Raw genomic sequence first — 19,556 nt, forward strand, 5'->3', positions numbered from 1 at the left:
ATTTATCCATAAAGGAGAAGAAGTAATGAGTACCTCAAACAGACGCGGTTTTATGAAAGGCGCATTGGTCGGTGCCATGATGGCCGCAGGCCTTATCAGCGGTCATGCTTTTGCAGCGGATTACCCGACAGCAAAAGTGAATACGACTGGCTTGGCAGTGACTGACTCCACAGTAAAAGTAGGTATTCTGCACTCCGCCACTGGCACTATGGCGATTAGTGAAACTGGTTCTATCCAGGCTGAAAAGCTGGCGATTGAACAAATCAACGCCATGGGCGGCATCTTGGGCCGCAAGATTGAAGTGATTCAGGAAGACGGTGCGTCTGACTGGCCAACTTTTGCCGAAAAAGCAAAAAAACTGCTTGAGAAAGACAAAGTGGCTGCTGTGATGGGCTGCTGGACTTCAGCTTCCCGTAAAGCGGCATTGCCAGTGTTTGAAAAAGACAACGGCTTGCTGTTCTACCCAACGTTCTACGAAGGTTTGGAACAATCCAAAAACGTGTTCTACACCGGCCAAGAAGCCACACAGCAAATTCTGGCAGGCTTGGACTGGATCGCTAAAGAGAAAAAAGCCAAGACTTTCTACCTGATTGGTTCTGACTACATCTGGCCACGTACTTCCATGAAGATTGCCCGTAAACACATCGAGCAACATTTGCATGGCACCGTTGTTGGTGAAGAATACATCGCTTTGGGCGACACCCAGTTCGGTTCTGTGATCAACAAAATCAAACTGAAAAAACCTGACGTGATCTACGCAGCGGTGGTGGGCGGTAGTAACGTAGCCTGGTTCAAACAATTGAACGCTGCTGGTTTGAACTCCAGCAAACAAACCATGTTGACCATCTCCGTGACCGAAGACGAAGTGTTGGGTATCGGCGGTGAAAACCTGGCCGGTTTCTACTCAGCCATGAAGTACTTCCAGTCTCAAGACAACGAGTCCAACAAGAAATTTGTTGAAGCATTCAAAAAACGCTGGGGTAAAGATGCTGTGATCGGTGACGTAACGCAAGCCGCTTACCTGGGCCCATGGTTGTACAAAGCGGCAGTTGAACGTGCTGGTAGCTTCGACGTAGACAAGGTACAAGCTGCATTGCCAGGTTACACCTTTAAAGATGCGCCAGAAGGTCCAGTCACTGTGGAAGCTAACCACCACTTGACCACCAAACTGCGTATCGGCCAATGGGGTAAAGACGGTCAGGCGAAAGTGGTTTACACCTCTGACTACATCAAACCTGATCCATTTCCAAAAGGCTATCAATAAGCTAGTCCTGTCGTAAATGCTTGAGCGGTAGCCGGTTTCGCCGGCTACCGTTTGGCGCAAGTAGTCAATCAATTCTAGTAGTAAAACAACTTAAGAGAAGTTGCATTTTAAGGAGACCGATATGTTTGGTTATTCGATGGCAGATATAGGCAATATTGTGGTGATGCAGGGCTTTTCCGGCCTGAGCATGTTTACAGTGTTGCTTCTCATGGCTCTGGGTCTCGCGATTATTTTCGGGCAAATGGGTGTAATTAACATGGCGCATGGTGAATTTATGACGATAGGCGCCTATACCACCGTGATGATTTCCAAGTTCGCGGCCACCTATGGCTTCACTAATTATTACTTTGTGTTCGCCATCCTGATTGCCTTCGGACTGGCTTTTGCCGTCGGTTATTTTGTTGAATTCGTCATGATCAGGCATTTGTACAAGCGGCCGCTGGATACCCTGCTGGCGACTTGGGGCTTGAGCCTGGTCATGCAACAAATCTTCCGCTCTACCTTTGGCGCCAAAGAAGTGAGTGCCGAATTGCCAGAGTGGATGCTGGGTTCGTTCAAACCTACCCCTGACATTGATATCCCGATCAACGGCGTGTTTGTGATGGGGTTGGCTGCACTGGTGACTTTTGGTGTCTACATGTTCATGTTCAAATCCCGCTGGGGCCTGCGTGTGCGTGCCACCGTGCAAAACCGCACCATGGCGGGCGCAGTGGGTATCAACACTGCCAAAGTGGACCGTGTGACCTTTGCGCTGGGTTGCGGCATTGCCGGCATTGCCGGGGCGGCGTTTACTACCATTGCTTCTACTGGCCCAACCACCGGTACGCTCTACATCGTAGACAGCTTCATGGTGGTCGTGTTCGGAGGGGCTGCCAGCATTGTCGGGACGATTGCTTCTGCCTTCGGTATCGCCCAGGCGCAATCTGTACTGCAATTCTTCATGACCAGCTCCATGGGCAAAGTGTCCACACTGCTTGCCATCGTCACCATCCTGATGATGAAACCAGAGGGCTTGTTCGCCTCCAAACTGCGTAAATAACAGATAGGGCAACGCGTGAGCATACTTGTCACGCGTTGCCATAAGTAAATAGACGTATTAATACTTTATATCTGTCGCACTAGAATCAACGCATCAACAGAGGAGATTTTGATGACATTATGGGAAAAAATGAAAGCCAGTCCTGTACTGGGTGGTAAGGAGGGCATCGTCGGCCTGGCGGTATTGGCGGCGATCATCTTCGTTGTGTTGCCACTGAGCGTGGATATTTTCCGCCTCAACCTGATTGGTAAATACCTGACCTACGCATTTGTTGCGGTTGGCCTGGTGATGCTGTGGGGGCATGGCGGCATCCTGAGTTTGGGCCAAGGCATTTTCTTCGGTCTGGGTGGTTATGCCATGGCCATGTTCCTCAAGCTGGAGGCCTCCGATCCTGAAAGTACCAAAATCCAGTCCACACCAGGCATCCCTGACTTTATGGATTGGAACCAGCTCACTGCCTTACCCTGGTTCTGGGAGCCGTTCAAGAGCTTGCCGTTTACCCTGATCGCAGTGCTCACCATTCCAGCCATCTTTGCTTATATCATCGGCTACGCCATGTTCAAGCGCCGTGTTGGTGGGGTGTATTTCTCCATCATCACCCAAGCGATTGCCTTGATCCTGAGTATCCTGATTGTGGGTCAGCAAGGCTACACCGGTGGTGTCAACGGCATGACGGACTTGCGGACCATGCTGGGTTGGGATATCCGTACTGACTCTGCTAAATACATCCTCTACTTTGTGAATGGCCTGTTGCTGTTTGGCGCGATTTTCCTGTCCCGTTACATCATGAGCAGCAAGTTCGGCATGCTATTGCTGGCCATGCGTGACAAAGAAGAACGCGTACGTTTCTCTGGCTACGATGTGTCTAACTTCAAGATCTTTATCTTCTGCCTGGCGGCCATGATGTCTGCTGTTGGCGGTGCCATGTTTACCTTGCAGGTCGGGTTTATGTCGCCTTCTTTCGTCGGTATCGTGCCTTCGATTGAAATGGTGATTTTCTGTGCCGTGGGTGGTCGCGCCTCGCTGATTGGCGCCGTCTATGGCACCTTGCTGGTCAACTACGGTAAAACCGTGTTTTCTGAAACCTACCCTGAGTTGTGGTTGTTCCTGATGGGCGGCTTGTTTATCTCTGTGGTGATGTTCTTCCCGGATGGCCTGGCAGGCATTTGGGACAAATTGGCCACCAAGTATGGCTGGTTTAAAGACAAGGTTGCCGCAAAAAAGCCTGAGGTAAGTACTTCTGAGGTAGAAGCACAAGCAGTACTTACCGAATCCTCAACCACCAGCGCTGCGGTTTCTACCGACGCGGCAGCGAAAACAACAGCACGCAAGAAAGCGGCGGCCAAAGAGATGGATCTGCCGTCCGCAATCGAAAGCAACAAAATGAGAGGAGCAGAAGCATGAGTAATACCGACTTCGTCTTGGCAGTAGAAGACCTGACCGTCTCCTTCGATGGCTTTAAAGCAGTAGATAGCCTCACCATGTATATCGACAAAAACGAATTGCGTGTACTGGTGGGCCCTAATGGCGCGGGCAAGACCACGGTGCTTGACCTGATTTGCGGTAAAACCAAATCCACGGCCGGTTCTATCAAGTTTAAAAATACCGAGTTGACCAAGTTGTCTGAGCACGAGATTGTACGCTCAGGGGTGGGCCGCAAGTTTCAGAACCCATCCATTTATGAAAACCTGACCGTCTACCAAAACCTGGAAGTGTCTTATCCCAAAGGCCGCGGCGTGTTTGGCAGCCTGACCTTCAAGCGCACGCAAGAGGTCGAAGACCGCGTGCGCAAGGTGGCGGCAGACATCATGTTGACTGAGTTCCTGGATATGGAATCTGCCTTGCTGAGCCACGGCCAGAAACAATGGCTGGAGATCGGCATGTTGCTCATGCAAGAGCCTGAGCTGTTAATGCTGGACGAACCGGTCGCCGGCATGAGTGCCAAGGAGCGCGACCAGACCGCCGATTTGCTCAACCGCATCTGCCAGAACCGCTCGGTGATTGTGATCGAGCACGATATGGAGTTTGTGAAGAAAATCGCGCACAAGGTCACCGTGCTGCACCAGGGCAAGATCCTCGCCGAAGGGCCGATGGAAAAAGTCCAGGCCGACGAAAAAGTGATTGAAGTCTATTTAGGCCACTAACGTAAAGCGCCATTACTTGAGGAGTATCGCATGTTTGAAATTGAAAATTTGCAGGTAAGTTATGGCCAGAGCCAGGTGATCCATGGCTTGAACTTTAAAGCCAACAAAAACGAAACACTGGCCATTATGGGCCGCAATGGCATGGGTAAAACCACCTTGTTCAAATCGCTGATGGGCATTTTGCCAAGCAAGGCCAGCAAAGCGACAGTAGACGGGGTGGATTTGCAAGGCGCCGCTACCCATGAGCGCGTGATGAAAGGTTTGGCCTATGTGCCACAAGGCCGCTGGATTTTTCCTAACATGACCGTGCAGGAAAACATCGAAACCGGTCTTGAAAAGTCGGCTTCACGCGAGATCCCGGATGATATTTTTGCCCTGTTTCCGGTGCTGCATGAAATGCGCAAGCGTAAAGGCGGCAACCTGTCTGGTGGTCAGCAACAGCAACTGGCGATTGCCCGTGCGCTGGTGACTAACCCCAAAGTGTTGTTGCTCGATGAGCCGACTGAAGGCATTCAGCCTTCTATCATCAAAGACATTGCCAAGGTGCTCAATGAAATCCGCAAAATGCGCGAAATCACCATCATTGTCTCCGAGCAGGTGTTGAGCTTCACCATGGAAGTCGCCGACCGCATTATCGTCATTGATAAAGGCCGCTTTATCCATGAGGATACCCGTGACAATGTCGATGCCGCCAAGGTGAAAAGTTATCTGTCTGTGTAAGTGCTTTTTAGCCACAGAGGTCACAGAGCACACAGAGAAAAGCTAAATTCCACGCATGCTGGGGTTTGAAGTCTCTGTGCACTCTGTGACCTCTGTGGCAATTAAAAAATAATGTTCTTGATGTGTCTGTGGCATGATGCGGTATGGATGATTTGAACCTGGCGATTGCCTCTCCCGCACAACAGCGTCTCGCCAAACATTGGCAAGCAAAGCTTGAACTCGGATTTTGCAGACGTGAAGCGCGTTCCTATCTCGCCCACCGCTTACATAAAGGCCCATTGGTTGTTCAAAAAAGCCTGCATCCTGAAGGCGAAGCCATTTGCCATGCCGTCATTGTGCATCCACCTGGCGGGGTGGCAGGGGGCGATGCGCTGCATTTGCAAGTCCAGGTGGGTGAGGGCGCAAACGCCTTGTTGACCACTCCCGGTGCCGGTAAGTGGTACAAGGCCAATGGCACATATGCGACACAAGCACTGCATTTTGAGTTGGCGGCAGGCAGTGGCCTCGAATGGCTGCCACAAGAAAATATCCTGTTTGACGCGGCTGAGGTCGGCTTTAGCGCCGAGATTGACCTGGCTGCCGATGCTACCCTGGCGGCCTGGGATATTGTGTGCCTGGGGCGCCAGGCGCAACAGGAAGTTTGGCAGACTGGCACCTACAAACTCAATCAGCGCATCCGTCGCAATGGCCGTTTGATCTGGAATGAGCGGGCGCACATGCACGCCAATGACCTGCTTAAACAGAGCCGGGTCGGGCTGGGTGGCGCGGTGGTATTCGGAACGTTTCTGGTCTGCGCCGGCGCCGTCCCCGCTGAGGTACTGCAAGCGTGCCGGGACATCGTCTTGCCAGAGGCTAACACTGGCGTGACTGCCTTGCCGGAAGTGCTCTGTATCCGTTATGTGGGCCAGGCCTCGCAGCAAGCCCGCCACTATTTTGAACAGTGCTGGCAGTTGTTGCGGCCATGGTATTATCAAAAAGACGCAGTCAGGCCACGGATTTGGAACACCTAATGAGCTTATTTCCGGCGGCGAATGAGAAAAATAGACAAGAGATTAAGCAATGGAACTGACCCCAAGAGAGAAAGATAAACTGCTGATTTTTACCGCAGCGCTGCTGGCAGAGCGGCGCAAGGCGCGTGGCTTGAAACTGAATTATCCTGAAGCCGTGGCGTTTATTTCCGCAGCGATTATGGAAGGTGCGCGTGACGGTAAAACCGTGGCGGAGCTCATGAGCTACGGCACCACGCTATTGAACCGCGATGAGGTGATGGAAGGCGTGCCGGAAATGATCCCGGATATACAAATCGAAGCGACCTTCCCGGATGGGACCAAGTTAGTGACCGTCCACCACCCCATTCCCTGAGTAATTTGATGATGAAAATGGCGAATTGCGGCGTTGCGCGGTACTCGAAATCCTCATGTACTACATGTACATTCCGGTTTCTGTGTTCCGGGCGCCTTGCACTTCATCCATTTTGATCATTAAATTATCTCAGGGACGAAAGTGTGGGGGAATGCGGATTTGCGCCTTGCCCTCCACGCCTACATCAATATGCTTGAGAGTGTCGGTTTGAACCGATTTAATAAACACAATCATACTCACTGGAGATATCAATGATTCCCGGCGAAATGCAGGTCGCAGCAGGCGACATCGAACTCAATACAGGTCGTGAGACGGTCACTTTGGATGTCGCAAACAAAGGCGACCGGCCGATTCAGGTTGGGTCGCATTACCATTTTTATGAAACCAACGATGCCTTGTCGTTTGATCGTGCGCTGGCCTATGGCTATCGCCTGAATATTGCGGCGGGGACTGCGGTGCGGTTTGAGCCGGGGCAGACGCGTACCGTGCAACTGGTCAAGCTGGCGGGTGCGCGTAAAGTGTATGGTTTTGCCGGACGTGTGATGGGGGCCCTGAAGTAGGGGAGATGCAATGACGATTAAGATGGATAAACGCGCATATGCCGAAATGTTCGGCCCGACGGTTGGCGATAAGGTGCGCCTGGCGGATACCGAGCTGTGGGTAGAGGTGGAAAAAGACTTCACTATCTACGGTGAAGAAGTGAAATTTGGTGGCGGCAAGGTCATCCGCGATGGCATGGGCCAAGGCCAAGGCTTGGCCGCTGAGGTGGCGGATACCGTCATCACTAACGCCCTGATCATCGACCACTGGGGCATTGTCAAAGCCGATATCGGCATCAAAGGCGGCTATATTTCTGCCATCGGCAAAGCTGGTAATCCGGATATCCAGCCCGGCGTCACGATTGCGATTGGTGCTGGCACCGAAGTGATTGCCGGTGAAGGCATGATTATCACCGCGGGCGGTATTGATACCCATATCCACTTTATTTGCCCGCAACAGATTGAAGAAGCCTTGATGTCAGGCGTCACCACCATGATTGGCGGCGGCACTGGCCCGGCCACTGGCACGTTTGCCACCACCTGTACGCCTGGGCCCTGGCATATCCACCGCATGTTGCAATCTGCTGATGCCTTCCCGATGAACCTGGGCTTTTTGGGCAAAGGTAACGCCAGCTTGCCTGAGCCGTTGCGCGAGCAAGTCCGCGCCGGGGTCATCGGCCTCAAGCTGCATGAAGACTGGGGCACCACGCCTGCGGCGATTGATAACTGCCTGAGTGTGGCGGATGAAATGGATATCCAGGTTGCCATCCACTCAGATACGCTGAACGAATCCGGCTTTGTCGAGACGACGATAGGCGCGTTCAAAGGCCGTACTATCCACACCTTCCATACCGAAGGGGCCGGGGGCGGTCATGCGCCGGATATTATCAAAGCGGCCAGCCATCCCAACGTGTTGCCGTCATCGACCAACCCAACGCGGCCATTTACCGTCAATACCATAGACGAACACCTGGATATGTTGATGGTGTGCCACCATCTGGACCCGGCCATTGCCGAAGATATCGCCTTTGCCGAAAGCCGTATCCGCCGCGAAACCATTGCCGCTGAAGATATTTTTCATGATCTGGGTGCGTTTTCCATGATGTCATCCGATTCCCAAGCTATGGGCCGTGTCGGCGAGGTGATTATCCGTACCTGGCAAACCGCGCACAAAATGAAAATCCAGCGTGGGCCATTGGCTGAAGATGCGGCGGGTAACGATAACTTCCGCGTCAAACGCTATATCGCCAAATACACCATTAATCCGGCCCTGACACATGGTATTTCACATGTGGTCGGCTCGGTTGAAGTCGGCAAGCTGGCAGACCTGGTGGTGTGGAAACCGGCCTTCTTTGGTGTGAAGCCATTTACGATTATTAAAGGCGGCATGATCGCGGCCGCGGCGATGGGTGACCCGAATGCGTCTATTCCGACGCCGCAGCCCGTGCATTACCGCCCTATGTTTGGTGCCTATGGCGGCGGTCTCAAAACTGCCCTGACCTTTGTCTCGCAAGCCGCGCTTGAGAACCCCGAAATTATGGCGCTCGGGTTGCAAAAACCATTGGTGGCGGTCAAGGGCACGCGCGACGTTAAAAAGGCAGACATGGTGCATAACACCTGGATGCCCAAGATAGACGTGGACCCGGAAACCTATGAAGTGCTGGCCGACGGCATGCCGCTGGTGTGTGAACCGGCAGAGGTGCTGCCGATGGCGCAGAGGTATTTTCTGTTTTAATTTTTTCACCACAGAAGCACAGAGAAACCACTACCGTTACATGAAAGAATATCCGTCATTCCCGCGTAGGCGGGAATCCAGGCAGCCTGCAACGAGGTAAACACATGGATACCCGCTTGCGCGGGTATGACGTGCGTGGTGTGCATAGGGTTTATGACACTTTTTTGTAGCTTGCGGCTAATCAGAACGATTTAAACATGATTCATTTAACCGAACGCATCGCCCTCAGTGGCCATATTGACGACACGCTGGAGCTGCCTTTTGATCAGCGCCAGAAAAGCCGTTTGCGCGTGACCTTGGCTTCGGGCCGTGAAGCGGCTCTATTTTTAAGTCGCGGCATTATTCTGCGTGGCGGCGACCTGATCCAGTCTGAAGATGGCAGTGTGGTGGTGCAGATCGTGGCGGCGCAGGAGCCGGTGTATAACGTGATTGCACCCACGCCGCGCGACCTCATGCGCGCGGCTTATCACTTGGGCAACAGGCACGTGCCGCTACAAATTGGTGATGGCTGGTTAAGGCTGGAGCAAGATTATGTGTTGCGCGACATGTTGCTTGGTTTAGGCATGCAAGTGAGCGAAGTCCAGGCGCCGTTTGAGCCTGAAGCAGGCGCCTATGGTGGCGGTCACCGGCATGGCCATGATGAGGACAGTTTGCAAGCTTTACGTCCACGCGTGAAACATGGGCAGGGCAACGAATGAGCACCTCCCCCTTAAACGCGAGCCTGGCCTTAAGCCGCTTGCTGCAATTGGCCAGCCCCTTGCTGCCCGTCGGCGCCTATTGTTACTCGCAAGGGCTGGAGTGGGCGATTGAGTCTGGCCAGGTCAAAGATGTGCCGACCGCGCAAGCCTGGATAGGCGATAGCTTGCAGGTCTATCAGGCGCGCTTCGAGTTGCCCGTGCTCTACCGTTTGTACCAAGCCTGGCAAGCCGATGACTTAGCGCAAGTGCAAAGCTGGGACGACTTTTACCAGGCCGGCCGCGATACCGCCGAAGGCTACGCCGAAACCCGGCAAATGGGCTATTCACTGCGGCGTTTGCTGACTGAGCTTAAAGACATCCCGCCCGCATTGGTGGCCAAGCTGAATACCTTACAGAGTCCGGCTTTCCCCACCATGTATGCCGCTATCGCCCAACACTGGCAGATTGCGCCTGAGCACATGCTGCATGGCTACGCCTGGGGCTGGCTGGAGAATCAGGCCAGTGCCGCCATGAAAACCGTGCCGCTGGGCCAAGTGGCCGGGCAAACCATTTTACTAGCGCTGGGTGAGCAACTACCGCAGGTGGTTGCCAGCGCCATGGCCCTGGCCGACGATGAAATGAGTAACTTTAACCCGCTACTGAGTATTGCGGGTTGCTTGCACGAAACCCAGTACAGCCGATTGTTCAGGTCATAAGCTGTTTTTAAAAGAGCCTTTAACCCATGATGAAAATACACACCCAATTTAATAGCCCCATGCCAGAAGTCACCGAGTTTAAAGAGCCGCTGCGCGTGGGCATCGGCGGCCCGGTCGGCTCCGGCAAAACCGCACTTACGTTAGCTTTATGCCAGCGTCTGCGCGAGGTGTATAACATTGCCGTCGTCACCAACGATATTTACACCAAAGAAGATGCCGAATTTTTAACCCGCAACGAAGCACTGGTGCCCGAGCGCATCATCGGCGTCGAAACCGGCGGCTGCCCGCATACCGCCATCCGTGAAGATGCCTCCATGAACCTCGAAGCGGTGATGCAACTCAGTAAGCGTTTTCAGACGCTGGATATCGTGTTTGTTGAAAGTGGTGGCGACAACCTGGCCGCCACTTTTAGCCCGGAATTGTCCGACCTCACCATTTACGTGATTGATGTCGCCGCCGGTGAAAAAATCCCGCGCAAAGGCGGCCCTGGCATTACCAAGTCTGACCTGTTGGTGATCAACAAGATAGATCTGGCGCCCATGGTGGGCGCCTCGCTGGAAGTGATGGACCGTGACGCCAAAAAAATGCGTGGTGAGAAACCGTTTGTGTTCAGTAATTTGAAGACGGGGCAGGGATTAGAAGACATTGTCAGATTCATCGAAAAACAAGGCCTCATGCTTTGAAAATTGGCACTACGCGTCCGTGGCGGTGTTGTATCAGCTTGCCGTACTCCTGTGTACTGTCTGCGCCGATACGCCTTGCCACAAACGCGCATTGCCAATTTTAGGGTTGAAATCGAAGTGAAAATGGTGGGTGCAAGACAGACTCATCGAAATGTAATTCGTTTGGAGAAGATTCAATGAAAAAAAGTATTCTTTTATTTTTAGGTGCGCTGACAGCTTCAACCAGCGCGGTAGCCCATCCCGGCCACGGCCTGGAGTCTGGCTTTGCCGCTGGCTTTATGCATCCATTCAGTGGCTGGGATCATCTGCTGGTGATGTTCGCGCTGGGGGTCTGGGCCGCACGCCGTCCGGCCGCGCAAGGTTGGCAGTTGCCAGTACTGTTTGTGACGGTGATGGCAGCCTCTGCGTCATTCGCCATGGCTTGGCTGCCGGTTGCATTGGTTGAAACCCTGGTGGCGGCCAGTGTGCTGGTCATGGGCTTGTTGCTGGTCAGTAATTTAAAAATGAACCGTGCTGTGCAATTTGGCGTTGTCAGCCTCGCTGCCGCGGCGCATGGCTATTTGCATGGCATGGAAATCGGCAATCAATGGTCTGGCTTGGCGGGCATGGTGCTGGCAACCGCTGTACTGCATGGCTTAGGCTGGGTATTTGGCCGCCAGACCAATCCGCAACTGCAAAAAGCCACGCAATTACTCGGCGGCTTGATGCTGGGCTTAGGCGCGGTGTGGATGTTGGCCTAAGCAATATAGCGCGATTGCAATATAAAAGCGCCGAGGACATTCAGCACGTTCTGCAATGCCGCAAGATAATAAAAGCCAGTGTTCAGTGCTGGCTTTTATTTTTGTTTCAAGACACTCCGTTCGCCTTGCAGGCAAAGTAATTGAAGTAACATAGCGCATCCATAAAATACATGCATTGTGATGAAACCCACCCCAGCGCCCGACGACACCCTCGCTCAACTCAAGGCAGGCAAACTTCAAGGGGCCAAACAGCTCAAATTAAGTGCGCAGTTAACGCAGTTCCCCGCTGAGATTTTCCAGTTGGCCGATAGTCTCGAAATTCTGGACTTGTCCGGGAATGCGCTGACTGAGTTGCCTGCTGATTTACATCGCCTGAAAAAACTGCGCATTCTGTTTTGCTCAAACAACCAGTTTACACACCTGCCAGAAGTGCTGGGGCAATGCGAAAACCTAAGCATGATTGGTTTTAAAGCCAACCAGATCAAACACATCGCTGAAAGCGCCATCCCCACCCAAACTTTACGCTGGTTTATCGTCACCGATAATGCACTGACTAAAGTGCCCCATGCCTTGGGAGAGTGCAGCAAACTGCAAAAACTCATGCTGGCTGGTAACCAGCTCAGCAGCTTGCCCGCCAGCCTGGCAAATTGCCACGCCTTAGAGTTATTGCGGATTTCCGCCAACCAGTTTGAGACCTTGCCCGAATTTTTATTCGACCTACCCAAACTCACCTGGCTCGCCTATGCCGGCAACCCCTTTTGCAACGCCATCGAGCAAACGTTAATCAGCCAACATCACATACCGCGCATCGATTGGCCAACCCTCACGCTGCAACAGGTGTTAGGCGAGGGCGCCTCTGGTGTCACTTACCAGGCGGTAATGCAAGACAAAAACACACATGAATCTGTGGCAGTAAAACTCTTCAAAAGTGGCCTCACCAGCGACGGCCTGCCACGCTGTGAAATGCACGCCAATATGCTGGCAGGTGAGCAACCCAATTTAGTCGGCGTTAAAGGCGTAATACATAATCACCCGCAAGGCATTGAGGGCTTGGTCATGCCCCTGTTGGACGCCGATTTAAAAGTGCTGGCCAAGCCCCCCAGCTATGAAAGCTGCACGCGCGATCTATACACGGATGATTTAACACTCACGCCGCAACAAGCCGAATTTATTTTAAAAGGCATCACGCAAGCTGCAGAGCATCTGCATGCCCATGGCCTCATGCACGGCGATTTATATGCACATAATATTTTGTGGGGGCCTGAAAAAGTGGTGTTAAGTGATTTGGGCGGCGCCTCTTTTTTGCCGCTGGATAATCCGGCACTTACGCAAAAAATACTTAAACTGGAGGTCAGGGCACTAGCGGTGTTGGCTGAAGAGTTGGTTGCGGTTGTGAGTAATAGCGGTGGAGGCGTAATCTAGAGACAATCCATTTTGCGCATATCCGCAAAATGCTATGCTACAGAGGTAGAAGACTGAGTTCGTTCAGGGGTATTGGTAGGTGCTGACAATCTGGTCAATATGATTGTCTAGCAAACGGTTTTGCCGTTTGCCTTTTTCAAAATGTTCAGCCGCATTGATAAACAACACATCATCCGGCTTTTTGCAGCGCTTAAGCACCAAAATACACACAGGGATGCCCGTGGAGTAGAACAGGTTAGCAGGCAAGCCTATCACCGTATCCACATGCCCATCTTTCAACAGTTTTGTGCGGATGCGTTCTTCAGCGCCACCACGGAACAACACGCCATGCGGCAGAATAATCGCCATCACGCCGCTATCACTTAAAAAGTGAAAGCCATGGAGCAAAAAGGCAAAATCCGCGGCTGATTTTGGCGCAAGGCCATAGTTGGCAAACCTAAAATCTTTGCCCATTTCTTCGGTGGGGTCCCAACGCAAACTAAATGGCGGGTTCGCCACAATCGCGTCAAACTCAACTTTGTTGGCTGGGTTGCGCTCATTGAGCTTGGGCCATTCGTTAGCTAGCGTGTCACCGTGAAAAATCTCAAACTCGGTATCTTTCACGCCATGCAGCAGCATGTTCATCCGCGCCAAGTTATAGGTGGTGATGTTTTTTTCTTGGCCGTAAAACTTGCCTATGCCATGCTCACCCAACTGGTGGCGCACATTCAGCAACAGCGAGCCAGAGCCACAGGCAAAATCCAGCACGCGTTCTATCTTGTTCTTTTTGCCTAATGTGGGGTCTTGGCTATTTTAATTTCAGTGGAAATAAATGATTCATGTGTTACTTCGTCAATAAATACAATATCTTCCAGAAGCAACTCACCCCAGCCCACATTTTGACTTCTTACAAAAGGGCGACCTGATTTTTTGTAGTTTTTGTCACCACCTGTCGGAGTGATGCCACTCCCGACCTTTGTTGTTAACGACCCTAACTCAACCTCTACCCACTCCCCATCATTCTCAAACTCAGGAAAGCGGAGTTTGGGGACGGTTTCTCCTTCATCGGGGAATAGTTGTTGCATCAAGCCTTTTTTGTGTTGTTTTAGGGCTTCGACTTTTTGGTTTTGTGCGGTGATTAAATCATCGAGTGAAGATAAAGGTTTACGCTCCCACGCCCCATCATCTGCAAAAACAGGAAACCGAAACTTAGGCACTAACTTTTTAACTTGCTCACTCATACGCCACCAACCCCGAAATCTCTCTACCCTGCGCTTGTTTTTTGAGCAGTGGCACCATGTCTTCCATCAGGGCGAGTTCTTTTTGTGTGCGGGCTTTCCAACCTAAATCTTGCTCGGCAAATAGCTCACTGAGTTTGTCACCGTCAAAAATCATGTTATTCATCTCTCGCCCCCAATTCTTGAGCCAGTAGCTCATGTAGCTTAGCTTGAATCAGCTTTTTATCGGGCAATTGCAATTGGTATTGTGCGACCAAGGCGGGTGAAAGGTTGCGCGAAAGGGCGTATTCCACCACTTCGTCATCTTTATCGCGGCACAGCAATACGCCTATGCTGGGGTTCTCGTGTGGTTTTTTAACGTCTCTATCCAGCGCTTCAAGATAAAAATTGAGTTGCCCCATGTGCTCTGGGCTAAATTGGCCGATTTTGAGCTCAAAGGCTACTAGGGCGGCCAAGCCACGGTGGTAAAACAGGAGGTCAATGTAAAAATCTTGGTTGCCGACTTGCAAGCGATATTCTTCGCCCATAAAAATAAAGTCGTTGCCTAGCTCTAAGATAAACGCTTTGATGTGTTGGGTGAGGGCTTTTTGTAAATCGCTCTCGCTGTGGGTTTCTGGCAGGCCTAAAAACTCCAGCACGTAGCTGTCTTTAAAGGTGGTTTGGATAGTGGGGTGTCCATTTTTGATTGTTATCAACATGACGAATCTCAAGCAGACTTTAATGTAGCGACAGTTATGTGCCAGTAAGTCACGCTGTACGTCAATTAACGTAGTGATTGCATGAACGAACTCTCCTAGTATATGCTCGGGAAAAAGCTGGCCTTGTTCCCCACTTGGCTATTGATACTAAGGATTGTTGATTGTCTAACACCTCCGCTGCCGGATTCACACCCGAAACAGAGTCATCCCCACGCGCTGAGCCGATTCAGCGGATCGTGAAAATTCGTCGCGACTATAACAATTGGGTGGCGAATGAGACGATTGAGGATTATGCCTTGCGCTATACGCCGCGGGCGTTTCGCAAGTGGTCTATTTTGCGGGTCTCTAATACGGCTTTAGGGGCGATTTCGTTTTTGGTGCTGGAGGCGATAGGCGGCACCATTACCATCAATTATGGCTTTCAGAACGCCTTGTGGGCGATTATGGCGGTGGGCCTGATTATCTTTTTAACCGGGTTGCCGATTAGTTATTACGCGGCCAAGTATGGCCTGGATATGGACCTGCTGACGCGCGGGGCGGGCTTTGGCTATATCGGTTCGACCATCTCTTCGTTTATTTATGCCTCGTTCACTTTTATCCTGTTTTCGCTGGAAGCGGCGATTATGGGGTATGCGCTCGAATTGTATTTTCATTTGCCGCTGTATCTCGGGTATCTGGTCAGTGCGCTGATTGTGATTCCGCTGGTGACGCATGGGGTCACCTTAATTAGCCGTATTCAGATGATCACGCAACCGATCTGGATTGCGCTAATGTTTTTGCCTTTTTTTGCCATCATTAAAATGGACCCGGGCGTGATTGAACGGCTGAGTCATTTTGCCGGCATTGCGCCTGAAGGCGGGCATTTTAACTGGGTGATGTTTGGTGCTGCGACCGCTGTGGGCGTGGCGCTGATCCCGCAGATAGGCGAGCAGGTAGACTTTTTGCGCTTTATGCCGGTGCGCAATAAAGAAAACTATTGGCGCTGGAACCTGGGCGTGTTAATGGCAGGGCCGGGCTGGGTGGTGCTGGGCATGCTCAAAATGCTGGCGGGGGCCTTGCTGGCTTACCTGGTGTTTAACCGCGATATGCCTTTAAGCTCTGCTGTGAATCCAACGCATATGTACTGGATAGGCTTTGAGCATGTGTTTAGCAACCACCATGTGGCGCTGGCGGTGACGGCGCTGTTTGTCTGCGTGTCGCAGCTTAAGGTGAATATGACCAATGCCTATGCTGGCTCGCTGGCGTGGTCTAACTTTTTTGCCCGGCTGACACATAGCCACCCTGGCCGCATTGTGTGGGTGGCGTTTAACGTGATGATTGCCATTGTGCTGATGGAGCTCAATGTGTTTCAGGCGCTGGAAGAGATTTTGGGCCTGTATGCCAATGTGGCGATTGCCTGGATTGCGGCGGTGGTGGCGGATCTGGTGATCAATAAACCGCTGGGGCTGAGCCCCAAAGGCATTGAGTTTAGGCGCGCTTATTTGTATGACATTAACCCGGTGGGCGTGGGTGCCATGTTTATTGCCTCAGCGGTGTCGATTGCGGCGTATACCGGGGCGATGGGTGTGGTGGCGCAGTCATTTTCTACGTTTATTTCGTTGATGACTGCGTTGGTGATGTCACCGCTGATTGCCTGGTGGACCCAGGGAAAATATTACCTGGCCAGACCGCGGCCCAAGTATTTGCAACCAACCAAGACCCAGCGTTGCGTGATTTGCGAGCGTGAGTATGAAATGAATGACATGGCACATTGCCCGGCTTATGGCGGCGCGATTTGCTCGTTATGCTGTTGCCTGGACGCACGTTGCCATGACGCGTGCAAGCCGCAAGCGCGGCTCAGTGCGCAGTGGGAGGCGTTAAACAAACGCTTTTTGCCACAACGCTTGTGGCCGCACCTCAACGGTGGCGTGGCGCATTTTCTGTTGTTGATGGTGATTGCGGTGGTGCTGTTTGGCGCCACCATCGGCTTGATCTACCTGCATGATGCCTTGACCATCGGCCGCGAATATCCTGAGCTGATGCGCCATTTCAGGCTGGGATATTTAAAGATTTTTGTCACCTTGCTGTTTTTGGGCGGTATTGTTGCCTGGTGGCTGGTGCTGACCTCGGCCAGCCGCCGGGTGGCGCAGGAAGAGTCTAACCGGCAAACCGGCTTGTTGCTCGAAGAGATCGAGTCGCACAAAAAAACCGATGCCCAGTTACAAAAGGCGCGCCGCCTGGCAGAAGAGGCCAACCAGGCCAAGAGCCGCTACATTACCGGCATTAGCCATGAGTTGCGCACGCCGTTGAACAGTATTTTGGGCTATGCGCAGTTGCTCACCAACGATGCCAGTATCCCCGAGCACCGTAAGCAGGCGATTAGAACCATTAGCCGCGGCGGCGAGCACTTGTTGTCGCTGATTGAGAGTACGCTGGATATTGCGCGGATTGAAAGCGGCAAAATGACGTTTGATGTTAAACCGCTGCATTTCCCTGAGTTTATTGACCAGATTGTCAGCATGTTTGAGATTCAGGCGCAAAACAAAGGCCTGGCGTTTATTTTTGAAAAGCAAGGCAATTTGCCTGAGTATGTGCGGGCTGACCACAAGCGCCTGATGCAGATTCTGGTCAATATTGTGGGCAATGCGGTTAAGTTCACCAGTAAGGGCAGCGTGACCTTTAAGGTGAGTTATGCGCGTGAGATTGCGCAAATTGATATTGCCGACACCGGGCCCGGTATTGCCCCCAATGAAGTGGAAAAAATCTTTGAGCCGTTTGAGCGCGGCAGTGCGGCCGATGTGGTTGGTATAGGCGGCACCGGCCTGGGCCTGACCATTAGCAAGTTGTTGACGCAGTTAATGGGCGGTGAAATGCAGTTTGAGAGTGTGCTCGGCCACGGCACACGCTTTGAAATCCGGCTGTTCTTGCCGCAGATCCGTGAAACTGCGCACTTGTCTAAAAAAGCCGTGCGCCAGCGCCTGGGTTATGAAGGGCCGGTGAGGACCATCTTGGTGGTGGATAACGAAGAGGTAGACCGCGAGTTGCTGCGCAATACCTTGCAGCCGCTAGGCTTTATTGTGCATGAGGCCGCCAATGGCCAGGCATGTGTGAATCAATACCAGATGCTCAAGGCCGATGCCATTTTAATGGACTTGGCGATGCCGGTGATGGACGGCTGGGAAGCTGCCTATATCATCCGCCAGGTGCACCACTCGCAAGTGCCGATTGCGATTGTCTCTGCCAATGCTTATGACCGTAATCTGGATAACCAGGCCAAGATTCCGGCGCGCGACTTTTTTGTGAAGCCGGTGAATCTCGAAGAGGTGTTGGACTGGATAGGTAATCAGTTAAACCTGACCTGGCGTTATGAAGCTAGCCTGGCTACTGCGTCAGCACATGAGGCACCCGCCATCACGGCGCCCGTGATGCCAGAAGCTGGCAGCGCGCCTACTGAGCCTATCCCGCCCGTGTTGCTGGAGAACCTGGTGCAGTTTGCGCGCATGGGTTATGTCAAAGGCGTGCGCGAGGTGCTGGCCGCACTGAGCCGCGAGCATCCGCAACATCAAACATTTATTTACGCATTGCAACAGGCCATGGAACGCTTTGATTTTGCTAAACTGCTGCGCTTGATTGAGGAGTACGCCAAATGACCAGTCCCAGCCATACCGTGTTAATTGTGGATGATGTGCCAGAAAACTTGGCCTATCTGCACGACGCGCTGGATGAGTCCGGGTATCAGGTGCTGGTGGCGAACTCTGGCGAAATGGCTTTGCAAATCGCCCACTTGATGCAGCCGCAAGTGATTTTGATGGATGCCATGATGCCTGGGCTGGATGGCTTCGCCACCTGTAAACGGATTAAAGCGGCGGCAGAAACCCAGCATATTCCGGTCATTTTCATGACCGGGCTAACAGAAATCGAGCATGTCACCATGGCGTTTGATGCCGGTGGGGTGGATTACGTCACCAAGCCGGTCAGGCCAGCAGAAGTGCTGGCGCGCCTCAAGGCACATGTGCAAAATGCCACACGCATGCACCAGGCCACCTCAGCACTGGATGCGTTTGGCCAGGCGACCATTGCCATCTTGCCAGGTGACAAGCGCCTGGTCTGGCAAACACCGCTGGCCAAACAATACCTTGAACACTACTTTGCCGAATGGGCGGCCAAAGAAGCCTATCATGCCGTGCAAACCTTACCGCCCATGATTTACCAGTGGCTGGAAAACTGTGTACAACAGTTCTCAGAAGGTCAGTCCATGCAAACCCTGAATGTGAACCAGGGCAGTGCCCGCCTCAGCTTAACGGTAGCCAATACCAGCGAAGAGCAATGGGTGGTGGTGTTACGTGAGTATTCTGACGAAGCGCAAATTGAGTCTTTAGGTAAGCTGTTCCAGCTCACCAAGCGCGAGTCCGAGGTGTTGTACTGGACGGTGAAGGGCAAAACCAACAAGGATGTGGGCGAGATTCTAGGTACCAGCCCACGTACCATTAACAAGCATCTTGAGCATGTGTTCCAGAAGCTGGGCGTAGAAACCCGAACCGCTGCTGCCTCACTGGTGGCGTCTAAAATCAAGTTCTAGCGGGCTGGCAGACGCGCTTGCGTGGCCAGCTGCTATCAGCCC

20 protein-coding genes are annotated in these 19,556 nt (G+C 52.4%); 16 read left to right on the plus strand and 4 right to left on the minus strand.

Annotated elements, in window-relative coordinates:
* The first annotated feature begins 25 nt into the window (after positions 1–25).
* The 14 genes from urtA (at position 26) to ACIDF8_RS03030 (ending at position 13,041) form a co-directional block, all read left to right on the plus strand.
* Positions 26–1,264, plus strand: coding sequence for an urea ABC transporter substrate-binding protein (gene urtA, locus ACIDF8_RS02965; protein ID WP_412009127.1), 1,239 nt, complete (start codon positions 26–28; stop codon positions 1,262–1,264).
* A 121-nt stretch (positions 1,265–1,385) separates the two neighbouring features.
* Positions 1,386–2,303: an urea ABC transporter permease subunit UrtB gene (urtB, locus tag ACIDF8_RS02970; RefSeq protein WP_412009128.1), complete on the plus strand. Its 918-nt coding sequence runs from the start codon at positions 1,386–1,388 to the stop codon at positions 2,301–2,303.
* Between the two features lie 111 nt (positions 2,304–2,414).
* On the plus strand, positions 2,415–3,707 hold the full coding sequence (gene urtC, locus ACIDF8_RS02975) for an urea ABC transporter permease subunit UrtC (protein ID WP_412009129.1): 1,293 nt from the start codon (positions 2,415–2,417) through the stop codon (positions 3,705–3,707).
* Positions 3,704–4,447 carry an urea ABC transporter ATP-binding protein UrtD gene (urtD, locus tag ACIDF8_RS02980; RefSeq protein WP_412009130.1) on the plus strand — a complete coding sequence of 248 codons (744 nt, stop codon included), beginning with the start codon at positions 3,704–3,706 and terminating at the stop codon, positions 4,445–4,447. Before urtC ends, urtD begins: the two co-directional genes overlap by 4 nt.
* A gap of 30 nt (positions 4,448–4,477) precedes the next feature.
* The gene (urtE, locus tag ACIDF8_RS02985) at positions 4,478–5,167 is read left to right on the plus strand and encodes an urea ABC transporter ATP-binding subunit UrtE (RefSeq protein ID WP_412009131.1); all 690 of its coding nucleotides are present in this window, start codon (positions 4,478–4,480) and stop codon (positions 5,165–5,167) included.
* A 143-nt stretch (positions 5,168–5,310) separates the two neighbouring features.
* On the plus strand, positions 5,311–6,177 hold the full coding sequence (locus ACIDF8_RS02990) for an urease accessory protein UreD (protein WP_412009132.1): 867 nt from the start codon (positions 5,311–5,313) through the stop codon (positions 6,175–6,177).
* Positions 6,178–6,226: 49 nt separating this feature from the next.
* Complete coding sequence (gene ureA / locus ACIDF8_RS02995; protein WP_018985924.1) at positions 6,227–6,529, plus strand: urease subunit gamma; 303 nt, start codon at positions 6,227–6,229, stop codon at positions 6,527–6,529.
* A 251-nt stretch (positions 6,530–6,780) separates the two neighbouring features.
* A complete protein-coding gene (locus ACIDF8_RS03000; RefSeq protein WP_412009133.1) occupies positions 6,781–7,089 on the plus strand; it encodes an urease subunit beta in 309 nt (102 codons plus the stop codon).
* A gap of 10 nt (positions 7,090–7,099) precedes the next feature.
* The gene (ureC, locus tag ACIDF8_RS03005; RefSeq protein WP_412009134.1) at positions 7,100–8,803 is read left to right on the plus strand and encodes an urease subunit alpha; all 1,704 of its coding nucleotides are present in this window, start codon (positions 7,100–7,102) and stop codon (positions 8,801–8,803) included.
* Positions 8,804–9,000: 197 nt separating this feature from the next.
* Entirely contained in the window at positions 9,001–9,501 is a 501-nt protein-coding gene (gene ureE / locus ACIDF8_RS03010; protein ID WP_412009135.1) for an urease accessory protein UreE, read from the plus strand.
* Positions 9,498–10,196 carry an urease accessory protein UreF gene (locus ACIDF8_RS03015; protein WP_412009136.1) on the plus strand — a complete coding sequence of 233 codons (699 nt, stop codon included), beginning with the start codon at positions 9,498–9,500 and terminating at the stop codon, positions 10,194–10,196. Before ureE ends, ACIDF8_RS03015 begins: the two co-directional genes overlap by 4 nt.
* A gap of 29 nt (positions 10,197–10,225) precedes the next feature.
* Complete coding sequence (ureG, locus tag ACIDF8_RS03020) at positions 10,226–10,879, plus strand: urease accessory protein UreG (RefSeq protein ID WP_412009641.1); 654 nt, start codon at positions 10,226–10,228, stop codon at positions 10,877–10,879.
* Between the two features lie 176 nt (positions 10,880–11,055).
* Positions 11,056–11,619 carry a HupE/UreJ family protein gene (locus ACIDF8_RS03025; RefSeq protein WP_412009137.1) on the plus strand — a complete coding sequence of 188 codons (564 nt, stop codon included), beginning with the start codon at positions 11,056–11,058 and terminating at the stop codon, positions 11,617–11,619.
* Between the two features lie 180 nt (positions 11,620–11,799).
* Complete coding sequence (locus ACIDF8_RS03030) at positions 11,800–13,041, plus strand: leucine-rich repeat-containing protein kinase family protein (protein WP_412009138.1); 1,242 nt, start codon at positions 11,800–11,802, stop codon at positions 13,039–13,041.
* A 63-nt stretch (positions 13,042–13,104) separates the two neighbouring features.
* On the opposite strand, the gene ACIDF8_RS03035 is transcribed toward ACIDF8_RS03030, so the two are convergent.
* The 4 genes from ACIDF8_RS03035 to ACIDF8_RS03050 are packed head-to-tail and all read right to left on the minus strand — an operon-like array spanning position 13,105 to position 14,956.
* Positions 13,105–13,797: an N-6 DNA methylase gene (locus tag ACIDF8_RS03035; protein ID WP_412009642.1), complete on the minus strand. Its 693-nt coding sequence runs from the start codon at positions 13,795–13,797 to the stop codon at positions 13,105–13,107.
* A gap of 14 nt (positions 13,798–13,811) precedes the next feature.
* Entirely contained in the window at positions 13,812–14,261 is a 450-nt protein-coding gene (locus ACIDF8_RS03040; RefSeq protein WP_412009139.1) for a hypothetical protein, read from the minus strand.
* Entirely contained in the window at positions 14,254–14,424 is a 171-nt protein-coding gene (locus ACIDF8_RS03045) for a hypothetical protein (RefSeq protein WP_412009140.1), read from the minus strand. Before ACIDF8_RS03045 ends, ACIDF8_RS03040 begins: the two co-directional genes overlap by 8 nt.
* Entirely contained in the window at positions 14,417–14,956 is a 540-nt protein-coding gene (locus ACIDF8_RS03050; RefSeq protein WP_412009141.1) for a PDDEXK nuclease domain-containing protein, read from the minus strand. The genes ACIDF8_RS03045 and ACIDF8_RS03050 overlap by 8 nt, the downstream gene beginning before the upstream one ends.
* A gap of 161 nt (positions 14,957–15,117) precedes the next feature.
* Here ACIDF8_RS03050 and ACIDF8_RS03055 point away from each other — a divergent pair, with 161 nt between their 5' ends.
* Positions 15,118–18,585 carry an ATP-binding protein gene (locus ACIDF8_RS03055; protein ID WP_412009142.1) on the plus strand — a complete coding sequence of 1,156 codons (3,468 nt, stop codon included), beginning with the start codon at positions 15,118–15,120 and terminating at the stop codon, positions 18,583–18,585.
* The gene (locus ACIDF8_RS03060; protein WP_412009143.1) at positions 18,582–19,514 is read left to right on the plus strand and encodes a response regulator; all 933 of its coding nucleotides are present in this window, start codon (positions 18,582–18,584) and stop codon (positions 19,512–19,514) included. The genes ACIDF8_RS03055 and ACIDF8_RS03060 overlap by 4 nt, the downstream gene beginning before the upstream one ends.
* The last annotated feature ends 42 nt before the right edge of the window (positions 19,515–19,556 follow it).

The organism is Methylophilus sp. 3sh_L, assembly GCF_046766015.1.
In the GTDB taxonomy this organism is placed as follows: domain Bacteria; phylum Pseudomonadota; class Gammaproteobacteria; order Burkholderiales; family Methylophilaceae; genus Methylophilus.